Raw genomic sequence first — 13,755 nt, 5'->3', positions numbered from 1 at the left:
CAGGAAGCGTGCCAACTTTGCCCTCCCGGCATGCCGGATCCGCCCGACCCAATCCCATTGCCTATCGACATCCGCACAGATGCCGGACTCCCACGATGAATGCCAGCTTCCACCACTACGACGTCATCATCATCGGCGGCGGCCATGCCGGCACCGAGGCCGCGCTGGCATCCGCGCGCGCCGGCGCACGCACGCTGCTGCTGACGCACAACGTGGAAACGGTGGGCGTGATGAGCTGCAATCCGGCCATCGGCGGCATCGGCAAGGGCCATCTGGTCAAGGAGATCGATGCGCTGGGCGGCGTGATGGCGTGGGCGGCCGACCGGGCGGGCATCCAGTGGCGAACGCTCAACGCGAGCAAGGGTCCTGCCGTGCGCGCGACGCGCTGCCAGGCGGACCGTGCGCTCTACCGCAGCGCGATCCGGCGCGCGGTGGAGGCCCAGCCGAACCTGACGCTGTTCCAGGCCGCCGTCGATGACTTCGTCATCGAGCAAGGCAGCGTGCGCGGCGCGATCACCCAGACCGGCCTGCGCTTCGATGCGCCCGCTGTCGTGCTGACCGCGGGCACCTTCCTCGCCGGCAAGATCCATGTCGGCGAGACACAGTACGCCGCTGGGCGCGCTGGCGATCCACCCGCCACCGCGCTGGCGCAACGACTGCGCGAAGGCGCGTTCGTCGTCGATCGCCTGAAGACCGGTACGCCGCCGCGCATCGATGGCCGTTCGCTGGACTATTCGGTGATGGAAGAACAGCCCGGTGACGATCCGCTGCCGGTGATGTCCTTCATGGGCAGCGCAGCCGACCATCCGCGCCAGGTGTCGTGCTGGATCACCCACACCAGCGAACAGACGCACGAGATCATCCGCGGTGCGCTGCACCGTTCGCCGATGTACTCGGGCCAGATCGAAGGCATCGGCCCGCGCTACTGCCCGTCGATCGAGGACAAGGTGGTGCGCTTCGCCGAGAAGGCCAGCCACCAGATCTTCGTCGAGCCGGAAGGGCTGGATGTCAGCGAGATCTATCCGAACGGCATTTCCACTTCGTTGCCGTTCGACGTGCAACTGGCACTGGTGCGCAGCATCCGCGGCATGGAGAACGCGCACATCACGCGCCCGGGCTACGCCATCGAGTACGACTTCTTCGATCCGCGCGGGCTCAAGGCGTCGCTGGAAACGAAGGCGGTCGCCGGCCTGTTCTTCGCTGGCCAGATCAACGGCACCACAGGTTACGAAGAGGCGGCGGCTCAGGGCCTGCTCGCCGGCCTCAATGCCGCGCGCTTCGCGCAGCAGAAGGAGGCCTGGTCGCCGCGACGCGATGAGGCCTACTTAGGCGTGCTGGTCGACGACCTGATCACGCACGGCACCAAGGAGCCGTACCGCATGTTCACCAGCCGCGCCGAGTACCGGCTGCAGCTGCGCGAGGACAACGCCGACCTGCGCCTGACGGAAACGGGCCGCATGCTGGGCCTCGTAGGTGACAAGCGCTGGCAGCGCTTCGACGCCAAGCGCGAGGCCATCGCACGCGAGACCGGTCGCCTGCGCGCGCTGTGGGCCACGCCCGCGAATGCACTGGGTCGCGAGGTCGCCGACACGCTGGGCGTGCAGGTCAGCCGCGAGACCAACGTGCTCGACCTGATCAAGCGCCCGGAACTGGACTACGCCAAGCTCGTCGCCGTGCCGTCGATCGGCCCCGGCGTGGACGATGCGCAGGTGGCGGAACAGGTGGAGATCGGCGTGAAGTACGCCGGCTACCTGGACCGCCAGCGCGACGAGATCGAGCGCCAGCAGCGCAACGAATCCACGCCCATCCCGACCGGCTTCGATTTCGCCGGCGTGCGCGGTCTGTCAGCCGAAGTGCAGCAGAAGCTGGAGCGCGTGCAGCCGGAAACCATCGGGCAGGCGCAGCGCATCCCCGGCATGACGCCGGCGGCCATCTCGTTGCTGCTGGTGCACCTGGAGCGCGCACGGCGTACGCGGGTGGCGTAAGCGGACGTTGCCGCCTTTGTAGGAGCGACGTGAGTCGCGACCGCATATTCGCTGCGGCAGCGAACCATCGACAGCGGGCGAACCACGTTCCGTAGTTCGGAAGGCGTGAGGTCGCGACTCACGTCGCTCCTACAAGTAAGCCCTAAGCGGCGTCCGGATGCCGCGCCTTCCACGCCGCCAACTGCTCGCGATAGTGCTGCAGCTGTTCCGCATACAGGTCATGCACGCAGATCGGGCAGCCGCTGTTGCAGCAGTCGCCGGGCAGCGGCGGCTCGGGTTCGACCGGGCGCGGGTCGTCGTCCGGCGTCACTTCGCGCCCATCTCATCCAGCAGATGCGGCGCGGGGTAGACCTTGCCCATCAGCCAACGCAGGTAGCGCATGTCGACGTGCACGGCGCGCTTGTAGCGCGGGTCGAACATCCAGCTGGCGCTGACGGATTCCCAGTTGCTGTCGAAGTTCAGGCCGATCAGTTCGCCGCGCGCGTTGAGCACGGGCGAGCCGGAGTTGCCGCCGGTGGTGTCCAGGTTGGTGAGGAAGTTGACCGTTTGCGTCTTCAGCGCCGGATCTTCGGTGCCGGCGAAATCGCCTTTGGCGATAGCGTCCAGCAGCGGTTTCGGCGCGTCGAACGGCACCTCGCCGGTGTTCTTCTCGACGATCCCGGCGACCGTGGTCACCGGCGTGTACTGCACGCCGTCGCGGGGCGAGAACCCGTCCACCCTGCCGAAACTCACGCGCAGCGTGCCATTGGCATCCGGATACAGCGCGCGCCCCTGCTGCCGGCGCCAGGCGAACAGCGCACGCATGTAGGCCGGACGCAGTCGCAACTGTTCGCCTTCGCGCGTCTTGCGCTCCTGCTCCAGTGCCAGCTGTACAGGCACCAGCGTCGCCGCCAGGTCGATCAGCGGGTCGGCCGCCATCGGCTTGCCTTCGCGGGCTGCCGCGAAGCGCGACAGGCGTTCGGCCTCGTCGCCCAGTTTCGTGTTCGCGTACAGCGCATCCAGTGCCTGTTTCAGCGCGGCGGGCGTGCGGCCGAACGCGGCATCGAAACCGGGCAGACGCTGCGCTTCCGGCAGCTGCTGGTAGCGGGTCAGCAAGGCCGTGAGCAGGGCCTTCTCCACCTCGGGCGCATAGCGACGCTGCACCTGCTTCAGGACGCCTTCGATCAGGGCGTGGTCGCGCACCTGGTAGCCGCTCTCGCGCTCGGCGTCCGGCTTGGCCGATTCCACGCGCAGCCGTTCCAGCGTGATCGCGCTGCGCATCAGTTGGGACTGCGAGCCGAACAGCGACAACAGCAGCTCGCGCTCGCGCACCGCCGAGCCGCCGGCGATCGAAGCGGCGAGCGCATCGATGTCCGCCCGTTCCTTCGCTGCAGCCGTCGTGGCCAGCATGTCGCGCTCATCCTCGGCGCGGACGCGGACGGCATCGCTGCGCCGCAGGCCTTCCAGTTCGCCGGCGGCGCGCTTGCGGTTGTTCTTCAGCGACTGGAGCTGAGCGGCATAGCGCGTCTTCGCGTCGACATCCTGCTTGCCGGCTGCTTCGATCACCTCGATCAGCTGGTCGAACACGGCCACGCGCGCCGGCAGCGTCCAGTTGACCTGCTCGTCGAACTCGGCAGCGCTGCGGTGCCGGTACGTCGTGCCCGGATACCCGGCCAGCATCGCGTAGTCTCCGGCCTTCGGTCCGTCCTTCGCCAGCGACAGGTGCGCGGGCGCGCGATAGGGCAGGTTGTCCGGGCTGTAGGCGGCGGGCTTGCCGTCCTTGCCCACGTAAGCGCGCAGCAGAGTGAAATCGCCGGTGTGGCGCGGCCACATGAAATTGTCGATCTCGTCGCCATAGTTGCCGATCGCGCGGGGCGGTGCGTAGACCAGGCGGATGTCGCGCAGTTCCAGCTGTTTGATGCGGTAGAAGTCCGTGCCGTAGTACATGTTCGCCACGCTGCAGCGGACGCCGGCCTCCTGCTCGCAGTCGGCGACGATGGCCTTGCTGGCGCGGTCGACGGCATCGAAGTACGCGCGCCCGGTCTTGCCGGCCGCATCCTTCAGCACTGCGTCGGTGACCTTGTCGTAGCCCACCGTGACCAGCACGCGGAAATCCGGATTGGCGGGCAGCTCGGCGGCAAGATCGCCGGCAATGAAGCCGTCGTCGATCAGGTTGCGCTCGGGCTTGCTGTTGTACTGGATGACGCCGTACGCGACGTGATGGTTGGTCAGGATCAGGCCGTCGGGCGAAACGAATGCACCGGTACCACCACCCGCCCGCACCACCGCGCTCAGCGGTGCGGCGGTGACGTCGGCCAGCGTCTTCGGGTCGCCCCTGAAGCCTGCTTCGCGCAGCGGCTTCGCCAACTGCGGCAGCTGCGATGGCATCCACATGCCTTCGTCGGCGTGGGCGGGCAGGGAAAGTGCGATACCCAGGGCGAGGGCGGACGTCGGGAGTCGGCGGCGCATGGTCAGGATCCGGCGGAGAAGACGGCGACGACGATATCGGGCCCGTGGCGGTGCGGCAACGATGGCCTGTGCCGCGTCGTCAGCGGGCGTCGCCGAGGAAGCGTCGCCAGTGCTGCGCCGCGCGGTGGATGCCGGTGTGCTCGGCTTCCTCCAGCGCGCGGAGCGGCTCGAGCGCGATATCGGTGTTGCTGGCCGTGGCGCGCTTCCATGTCGCCGCCACGCGGCCCTCGATGATCGCCGTTGCCGACACCAGTCCGTTGATGCTGATCACGCGCCGGGTATGCTCGACATCCAGCACCGGTGCGCGATCGCGGTAGCCGATCAGGTATTCGTCGAACGCGGGCAGCAAGTGGATGGCGCGCGACCGTGCGGTGACGGGAGCGTCGGCTCGCCACCACCACGTCGTACCATCATGCGTCTCCTTCTCCAGCGCGGAGTCGGCGAGCGTCAGCGCCCGCAGCGCATCTTTCTGCGTCAGTCCCGACCACCACGCGAGATCGGCGGCAGTCGCCGGCCCGTGGCCCTGCAGGTAACGCTGCGTCAACCGGTGCAGGGCTTCGTCGCGGCCGAGCGGTGCACTGGGCGGGACCCAGGCATCCATCAGTACGAAGGTCGGCTGTTTGCCATGCCGAGGTCCCTGGCAGATCACGCTTTCGTGCGCCAGCCAGTTCAGCAGGTGCAGGCCGCGCTGGTGGGCGCTTGCGATACCCGCAGTCTCCATTCGTGCATACAGGTCGGATCGCGTGACCGGCGTGCCGGAGGAAAGCGCCTGCTCCATCACGCGGCGGCCGTGTGCCAGGGTGGGCATGTCGAAACCGAATTCGCGGGAGATGCGCGCAGCATTGGCGGCCTGCACGCGCGGCGCCAGTAGCGCCACCATCCAGCGCACGTCATCGCGCGCCAGCAGGTGCAGCGTGCCGCGCATCGGCCAGGTGCGCACGATCTCGCCGCCCGCGATCGCATCCTCCACCTGCGCCAGCGTGGCGCCCTTGGTGCGCAGGCCGACAGCCCACAATGCAGCGTGGTAGTCCTGCGCCTGCATCGCGCACAGGTGGCGCACCGCACCAGCGGGGGATGCCGCGGCAGGCGCGCTGATGCCCTGCGCATGCAGGCGCCGCGCCGTCAGCGACGGCAGCACGCTACTTCTCCTTGCGCCAGTTGATCGAGCCGCGCGTCTCGATGGTGCTGGATTCGATCTCCACGTCGAAGCCCTTGCGCAGCAGGTACTTCAGGGTCACGGCCGAACCGGAACCTACCATCGATACGCCGTAGCTCACGTACAGCTTGGGCGACAGGTATTTCCCCACGCCAAACACGGAGCCACCGAGCGTGCGCGACTCCAGCACGCCGGCATCGTCCAGGCCGATCTTCGCGCCGAGCTGCGATGCGAGCAGGCCCGCACCCGCGCCGAGTGCGGACGAAGCGGCGTTGATCTGCCGGCTTTCGTCACTGCTGGCGGTGTTGAGCGAACGGCCAAGCACCAGGTACGCCAGCGCTTCGGATTCGGACAACGAAGGATTCGACCACACGCGTGCGCGCGGCTGGCTGGCGCGGCCGGTGACGTCGATGCCGGCGGTGACGCTGGCACTGGCCACCTCGCGTTCGGCGCGGATGTTGATGCGCGGATCGGAGATCGCGTTGTTGCTCCAGGTCAGTTCGCCGCGGGTGATGCGCAGTTTCTGCCCGTAGGCTTCATAGCGGCCGTCCACGTCCAGGCGGCCCGTGCCCAGCATTTCGCGGCCGGGCTGCGAGCGCACGTGCAGGGTGCCGGCCAGCGTGCCTTCCAGGCCATAGCCCTTCAGGTTGACCTCGTCGCCTACCTTGAGCGCGAGGTCCAGGTCCAGTCGCGAACTCGGCGCGCGTTCGGGATCGGCGGGATCCAGCACCACCACGTCTTCCGAGGCGGACACGCCGTCATCCAGTTTCTCCACGTCGATGGTGGCCGAAGGAATGCCGACTTCGCCGCGCACGAGGATGGTGTTGTCGGCGAAGCCCACCTGGATATTCGGCGACGCGACGGCGCGCAGGTCGGTGGTGTCGGCGACCAGTACGTTGTCGCCGCGCACCTGGAACCGCAGCGGCGTGGTGTCGTTGTTCCAGCCCAGCGTGCCGGCCACGTTGAGTACGCCGCCGGTACCGGTGCCGCCGGTGGACGACACCGTCTTCATGCTGCCGTCGATGCGTGCGCTGCCGTCGGACAGCGCGACCAGTTCCGCGCCACCTTCTGCCAGCGACACGCCGAGCGCGGGCAACTCACCGGTGAACTCGGTGAGAGTGGCTTCGCCGCTCAACAGCGGTTGACCACGCGTGCCGGTCACGCCGATGTGCCCGGCCAGCTTGCCGCGCGGGCGCACCAGGTCCGGCGAGAACAGTTCCATCCAGAACAGCCGCGAGTTGTGGAAGTAGAGGTCGCCCTTCAACGGCGCGAACGCATCCCAACCGGTGTTGAACGTGGCGTCGACATAGCCATCGCCCTTGAAGCCGGTGCCGAGGCGACCCTGGATGCGCTGCGGAGTGAAGTCCACGTCGAGGGTGAAGTTGTCGTAACGGATGATCTCGCCGCGCGCGGTGGTGCCCATCTTCAGGCCGCCATCCAGCGAGGCCAGATGCACTTCGCCCTGCCATGCATTGCCGGCGGGGCGCAGCGTCGCGTCGAGGGTGAACTCGCCGCGCAGCGTCAGCGGGCGGCCGTTGCTGGGCGGCAGCCACGGCTGCACCAGTGCCAGCGACAACGCATCGCCGCGCACCTGCAGTCCCTGCCGCGGCCAGTCGGCGCTGGCGCACAGGGCGCCGCCGATGTCCGAGGCCAGGCAGCTCTCCGACAGTGTCCAGTTGGCGCCGTTCTGCGCGAATCGCGCCGGCTGCCGCAACGTCCACGGATTGCCCTTCGACGGCGCGATGCGCAGCGCGTCGAGCGTGCCCTGCCAGTTGGCGCCGCGCTTCTGCGCCGAACCGGACAACGCGACCGCGCCCATGGCATTGCGGGCATCGCCCTCGAAGCGCAGGTCCTCCACCGCCCCGCGCGCAGCGAGGTTGACGCTGTCCAGCACCGTGCCAACCTCCACGGCGCGGCCCTGCAGCGTGAGGTCGCCGTTGCCGCTGCGCCAGGGCAGGCGGCCACGCAGGCTGAGGGCACCGGCGCTCCAGTCGTTCCAGCGCAGGTTCTCACCGCCGAGATCGGCGAGGATGTCCGGCGCCGTGCGTGCACCGGTGAGATTGACCGTGCCCGCCAGCGTGCCGCTGGCGTCAGGCAGCAGGTCGGCCAGGTTGAGCGGGCTGAAAGTGGCGTTCACGTCCAGTGTGTCGCCGACCTTGCCTTTGGCGGTGACCCGGCTGCCGCCCAGTGACAGCGCAAGATCGCCTTCACCGTTGTTGCCGTCCAGCGCGAACGTGCCACGTGCGTCGAGCGGACGGTCGCGCAGGCGACCGGCGAGCTTGGGCACGTCCAGCGTGCCCTGGAACAACCCATCCTCGCGCTGGCTTCCCTTCGAGGCGAGATCGCCCGAGATGGTGCCGTTCCAGCCCGTCGCGAAGTAACCGGGATCGAAACCGGCCAGCGTCGCCTTCACGTCCCAGTCCAGCACGGGGGACCAACCCACCATGCCGGTGGCGTCCAGCGTGCCGGTGGGCATGCGTGCCTGCAGTTTCTCCAACTGCACGCGTTCGGCATCGCCACGGCCATCGAACTCCACCACCGCGCTGTCGTCGCCGCGGGTCAGCGTGGCCTTGCCGATGGCGGCCCATGCTTCCAGTTTGCCGGCCACGCCGAAATCGCCCTCGGCACCGATCATGCTGTCCGCTTCCGTGCCCCAGCGCAGGCCGCGTGCGTTCACCGCGAAGCGGAAGGTGGGGTTCTCCGGCACGGTGAAGTCCGCGCGACCACGCAGCGCGGCATAGCCGTCGAACGCACGGATCGCCAACGGCTCCACGGTCAGGACTTCGCCGTCGATGCGCGCATGCGAAGGTTCGATCACCACGGCGATGTCGCCCTGCTGCACGGTGCCCTGCAGGTCCGCGGCACCGCCCGCACCCTTGGCCACCAGGTCGAAAGAGACGGGCGCACTATCCTCCATCACGCCCAGCAGCGACAGGTCCAGCGCCTCTGTCTTCGCGGCGAGGTTCCATGTCGGCCTGGTTTCGCCGCGCAGCGTGAGCGTGGCGCGCAACGGCGCGGGCGCGGCACCGGAAATGCCCACGTTCATGCGGGCGCGATTCCCGCGTGCGACCAGTCCGATGCGGGCGGGGGTGCGCCCGCCAGCGGCCGCGAACACGCCGGTGGCCGTCAGGTCGGTTTCGTAGCCGTCGCGGGGTTCGTAACGGCCATGCACGCCGAAGGTGCCGCGATCGCTCGCGATGGCCAGCTTCTCGGCCTGCACGTAGCCGTCGCCGATATCGATGCCGCCGCCCGCATGCACGATGTCGATCAGGGGCTGCCCGCTCTGGCGGATCAGGAAGCGGTCCACCTCCAGCCGGTCGGCCTGGATCGCCAGCGGCATCTCGATCTGCGGCAGCATGTCGGGCCAGTGCGGCAGCTCGAACGGCTCGTCGCTTTCCGGCACATCGAGCATCGCACCGCGCAGCTTCAGCACATCCAGTCGCAGGCGCTTGCCGAGCAGCGGGCGCAGGTCCGGCTCCAGGTAGACTTCGTCGGCGGTGAAGCGGATCTTGTCCCAGCGGAAGTCGACGCCACGCAGCGTCAGCGGGCCCGCGATCGGGCCGTCCACTTCCCTGTATTCCAGCGAGGCGTCGGCCGGCAGTCGTGCCTTGATCTGCGCGAGCAGCATGTCGCGCCCCGCGACCGTCTGCAGCAGCCAGTACAGGCCGATGCACAGCAGCAGCACCAGCACACCGGTGCCGATGGCGCTGCGGATCGCCAGCGTGCGTATGCGTGCCCTGCGGCGCGCGCGCAACTCGGCGATGCGGGCGTCGCGCTCTTCCGGCGTCAGGTTGTCGGGTACGCGCTTCTTCACAGATCGGTCCCGATGTTGAGGTAGATCTGGAAGCTGGAATCCGGGTCATTCAGGCCATGCGCCAGGTCCAGGCGCACCGGCCCCACCGGCGAGCGCCAGCGCAGGCCCACGCCGATGCCGGTGCTCAGATCGGGACGGGTGCCGTCGAAGGCGCTGCCGGTGTCCACGAATACTGCGCCACCGTACGGGCCGCCCTTCGGATAGAACTCGTACTCCACGCTGCTGGTGAGCACGTTCTTCGCCCCCAGCGCGTAATCGCCGCGGCGCGGACCGACTTCGCGCCAGGCATAACCGCGGATGCTGCGGTCACCGCCCGCGAAGAAACGCAGCGACGGTGGCATGGCGACGAGCGAGCTGGTGAAGGTGTGGCCGTACTCGCCGCGCACGATCAGCGTGCTGTTCGTCTTGTAGCGCTGCGACCAGCGCGCGCGCATGTGGAACTGCAGGAAGTTGGCGTCCGAGCCCGCACCTTCCACGCCGCCGCGCAGCAGGATGGACCCGGCCAGCTGGTCGGGGCGGTTCGAGCCGACCGGCGAGTTGGTGTAGTCCGCGCGCAGCGACGGGTAGGTGAACGTGGCGTACTGCACGGTGGTGTCCGGCAGGCCGCTGACCGGGTCGTCTTCGACATAACGCCAGCGCTCGCGCAGCGCGTGGATCGACGCCACCGCCGTCCAGTCCTCGCTGACCTGGCCGCTGCGGCTGCCGGTGAATTCGACATGACGCAGGTCGATATAGTCGGTCTGCTCATCGCTGGCCTGCACGCCAACGGTGTACCACCCGTCCAGCCACTTGAACGCGGGAATGCGGTACTGCGTCAGCAGTGTCTTGCGCTTCTGTGCGTAATCCAGGTGCGTGGACAATTTGTGACCGCGCGAATTCACGTAACGACGGTCCAGGCCCAGCCGGATACCGGGGCCGCTCTCGGTGCCGTAGCTGACGCCGGCGGTGTAGATGTCGCGCTTGGCCAGCTCCAGGTTCACGTCCACGGGCACGCGGCCGTCCTCGGCCTTGTCCGGATTGGCCTGGATGTCGATGCTGGAAAAATAGTCCAGGCCGACCAGTGATTCACGCAGGCGGTCCAGTTTGCCTTGGTGGAAATAGCTGCCTTCCTCCCAGTACACCAGCTTGTCCAACAATCCCTGGTCGAACTTGTCCTGATGGAAGGTGGTCGGGCCCATGTCGTAGCGGATGCCGCTGACCCAACCCAGCGCGATGTCGGCGGCGTGTTCGGCCCGCGTGACTTCCACCCGGCGGTGGGTGAAGTCGGCATCGAAGTAACCGCGATCCGCCAGTCGCCGCACGATGGTCAGCTTGCTGGCTTCGTAGGTGGTGTGGTCGAAGATCTCGCCGACCTTCGGCGTGAACGCGTCCAGGTCTTCCTTCAGATAGCGGTCGTCGCCGCCTTCGCCCTCGATGGACAGGTCGCGTCCACGCACGCGCACGGGTTCGCCGAGGGTTACCCGCAGGGTGATGGTGAGCCGCTCGTCATTGGCGCCTTCGGTGCGCGGGGCATCCACGGTGATGGTGGGCGAGTAGTAGCCGAATGGCTCCAACGCTTCGCGCGTTTCGGCGACGGCTTCACCCAGCAGGTATTCCAGCCGAGACTCGCCCAGCCGCTTGCCGAGCGAGTCGTTGAGCGACAGCGCGGTGTTGACGTTTTCGATCATCAACTCGTTGTCGAGCCCTTCGATCTGCACCTTGTCGACGATGGCCGCGGCACCGGCGTGGCTGGTCGCGGCAAGGAGGAACAGGGCAGTGGCGAAGCGGGGGAGTCGACGCATGCGGGCAGGATAACCGGTGATGGTTAAGTGGAGTGAAGGGTGGGCGCGCAGTTTCAGGTCACGTTTCCCGCGAAGCGCCGTTGACCGCCGCATGCGGGAGCTCCCTCTCCCCACACGCGGGGAGAGGGAGCCGAAGGCGGGTGAGGGGCGAACTGAGACAGGATGCGTCGGAGCCTGATGAGTGGCCGCGCTGGCCCCTCATCCGCCCTCCGGGCACCTTCTCCCCGCGCGCGGGGAGAAGGAAACCATCAGCTCGACAGATGCTCGATGGCCGCGACCGCACGGAAGCGGTCGGCCAGGCGTTTCAGCAGCGCAAGGCGGTTGGCGCGCACGGCCGGATCGTCGGCATTGACCATCACGCTGTCGAAGAACGCGTCGACCTGCGGGCGCAGGCGGGCGAGGTGGTTCAGCACGGTCACGTAGTCGTGGTGGTGCAGGGCCTCGTCGGTCTCGCCGAGCACGGCCTCCACCGCTTCGGCCAACGCACTTTCCGCCGGGTCGGTCAGCAGCGTGCGGTCGATCGCGTGCGGGATGGCGATGTCCGCCTTCTTCAGGATGTTGCCGATGCGCTTGTTGGCCGCGGCCAATGCCTCGGCTTCCGGCAGCGTGGCGAAGGTGCCGATGGCATCCAAGCGTGTGTCGAAGTCGTAGAGCGAGGCCGGGGCAGGATCCAGCTCAGCAACCGCACTGAAATGAGCAGCAGGCACGCCTTTCTCTGCGTAATAGCTGCGTAGGCGATCAAGAATAAACGGATAAATCTCTTGGAAATTGGTTTCTACCAATGACCTTTGCTGGCTGTGTGTTGTGGGCGCATCTACTCCCTTCTCGCGCGCGGATTCAGCGGCAGCCACTTTCGTGCGCAGATACACGTCGGACATCGCAAACATGACGAGTTCGGCCGCCTTCTGAATCAATGAGCGGATATCCAGATTGAACCCACTCTCAATCACCGTCCGCGCCAACCCCAACGCATTACGGCGCAGCGCGAACGGATCCTTGTTGCCGGTCGGCTTCAACCCAGCAGCGAATCCACCCGCCAGCGTATCCAGCCGTTCCGCAATCGCCAGGACCTTGCCCAGCGGCGACAGCGCGATATCGTCGCCGGCGAAGCGGGGCTGGTAGGCCTCGTCGATGGCCAGCGCGATCTCCTTCGGCTCGCCAGCGGCGAGGGCGTAGTGGCGACCTGCGATGCCCTGCAGCTCGGGGAACTCGTTGACCATGCGCGACTGCAGGTCGTTCTTCGCCAGTACCGCTGCGCGACGTGCCTGGGCCGGATCGGCCCCGACCTGCGCGGCGATGATTTCCGCCAGCGCGGCCACGCGCGCGACCTTGTCGGCGACGCTGCCCAGCTTGGCCTGGTACGTGACGGTCTTCAGGCCATCGCCCATCGACGCCAGACCTTGCTTCAGGTCTTCGTCGAAGAAGAACTTCGCATCACTGAAACGCGGACGGATCACGCGCTCGTAGCCCTTGCGGACTTCCTCCACGTTCTGCGATTCGATGTTGGCGATACCGATGAAATGCTCGGTCAGCTTGCCGCCGTCGCTCAGCACCGGGAAGAATTTCTGGTTGATCTCCATCGTCTCGATCAGCGCTTCCTGCGGCACGGCCAGGAATGCGGATTCGAAACTGCACAGCACCGCGGCCGGCCACTCGGTCAGGCAGATCACCTGTTCCAGGTTGTCGTCGGTGATGCGCGCGCTGCCGCCGGCCTGCGCCGCTGCCTGCTGCACCTCGGCGACGATGCGCGTGCGGCGTTCCTCTGGATCGACCAATACGCGGGCACCGCGCAGGGCGTCCACGTAGTCGTCCGGGTTGCCGATCCACACCGGCTTGTCGTGTTCGAAACGGTGCCCTCGGCTCATGCGGTCGGACTTCACGCCCAGCACATCGGCCTCCACCACGTCCTTGCCCAGCAGCAGCACCAGCCAATGCACCGGCCGCGCGAACGCATAGTCGTGATCGCCCCAGCGCATCGGCTTGGGGATCGGCATGCCCGCGATGGCCTCGCGCACGATGTCGGGCAGCAGCGCGGCGGTCTTCGCGCCCGGCTTCACCGCGCGGTGGACGAAGCGCTCGCCCTTGCCGTCGGTGGTGCGCTCCAGCTGCGTCCAGTCGATGCCGGCCTTGGCAGCGAAGCCTTCCAGCGCCTTGGTCGGCACGTCGTTCGCGTCCAGCGCGATGTTGAGGTACGGGCCCAGCACTTCGGATTTCTGCTCAGGCTGCTCCACGTTCACGGCCGGCAGCAGCACTGCCAGGCGGCGCGGTGTGTACAGGGGCCTGGCATCGCCACGTTCGAAGCCGATACCGCGCTTTTCCAGAGCCCCGATCACGCCGTCGAAGAAGGCCTGCGCCAGCCCGGGCAACGCCTTGACCGGCAGCTCTTCGGTGCCGAGTTCGATCAGCAGGGATTTTTGTTCGCTCATGTGCATGCAACCTTGAGTTGTTCCCTTCTCCCTGCGGGAGAAGGTGCCCGAAGGGCGGATGAGGGGCGAGCGGAGTCATGACGGCCAAACCATCGGGACTCCATCGCCCCTCTCCCCAACCCCTCTCTCCCACAGGGACTTCCTG

General features: G+C 67.6%; 6 protein-coding genes and 1 pseudogene. 1 reads left to right on the top strand and 6 read right to left on the bottom strand.

The window, feature by feature from the left end:
• The first annotated feature begins 95 nt into the window (after positions 1-95).
• Positions 96-1,985 carry a tRNA uridine-5-carboxymethylaminomethyl(34) synthesis enzyme MnmG gene (mnmG, locus tag FB548_RS00245; protein ID WP_142122784.1) on the top strand — a complete coding sequence of 630 codons (1,890 nt, stop codon included), beginning with the start codon at positions 96-98 and terminating at the stop codon, positions 1,983-1,985.
• A 142-nt stretch (positions 1,986-2,127) separates the two neighbouring features.
• Here mnmG and FB548_RS00240 read toward each other — a convergent pair whose 3' ends face one another.
• From FB548_RS00240 to glyS, 6 genes and pseudogenes are all read right to left on the bottom strand, one after another.
• Positions 2,128-2,295, bottom strand: a complete 168-nt coding sequence (locus tag FB548_RS00240; protein WP_142122783.1) for an oxidoreductase-like domain-containing protein — start codon at positions 2,293-2,295, stop codon at positions 2,128-2,130.
• On the bottom strand, positions 2,292-4,439 hold the full coding sequence (locus FB548_RS00235) for a S46 family peptidase (protein ID WP_142122782.1): 2,148 nt from the start codon (positions 4,437-4,439) through the stop codon (positions 2,292-2,294). The genes FB548_RS00240 and FB548_RS00235 overlap by 4 nt, the downstream gene beginning before the upstream one ends.
• 73 nt (positions 4,440-4,512) lie before the next feature.
• Positions 4,513-5,571 (bottom strand): winged helix DNA-binding domain-containing protein, encoded by a 1,059-nt coding sequence (locus tag FB548_RS00230; RefSeq protein ID WP_142122781.1) that lies wholly within the window; start codon positions 5,569-5,571, stop codon positions 4,513-4,515.
• A gap of 1 nt (position 5,572) precedes the next feature.
• Positions 5,573-9,363, bottom strand: a pseudogene (locus FB548_RS00225) (translocation/assembly module TamB domain-containing protein); the annotation flags it as partial.
• A gap of 36 nt (positions 9,364-9,399) precedes the next feature.
• Complete coding sequence (locus FB548_RS00220) at positions 9,400-11,184, bottom strand: autotransporter assembly complex family protein (protein WP_142122780.1); 1,785 nt, start codon at positions 11,182-11,184, stop codon at positions 9,400-9,402.
• Between the two features lie 248 nt (positions 11,185-11,432).
• Positions 11,433-13,610 (bottom strand): glycine--tRNA ligase subunit beta, encoded by a 2,178-nt coding sequence (gene glyS / locus FB548_RS00215; protein WP_142122779.1) that lies wholly within the window; start codon positions 13,608-13,610, stop codon positions 11,433-11,435.
• Between the last annotated feature and the right edge of the window lie 145 nt (positions 13,611-13,755).

Source organism: Pseudoxanthomonas sp. 3HH-4 (genome assembly GCF_006716465.1).
Taxonomy (GTDB): Bacteria; Pseudomonadota; Gammaproteobacteria; order Xanthomonadales; family Xanthomonadaceae; genus Pseudoxanthomonas_A.
This window is presented reverse-complemented; position numbering and strand designations above follow the sequence as displayed.

Excerpts from the sequence above, each read along its gene's own strand:
- mnmG (WP_142122784.1), top strand. The coding sequence starts at position 96 with ATGAATGCCAGCTTCCACCACTACGACGTCATCATCATCGGCGGCGGC.
- FB548_RS00220 (WP_142122780.1), bottom strand. The coding sequence starts at position 11,184 with ATGCGTCGACTCCCCCGCTTCGCCACTGCCCTGTTCCTCCTTGCCGCG.
- glyS (WP_142122779.1), bottom strand. The coding sequence starts at position 13,610 with ATGAGCGAACAAAAATCCCTGCTGATCGAACTCGGCACCGAAGAGCTG.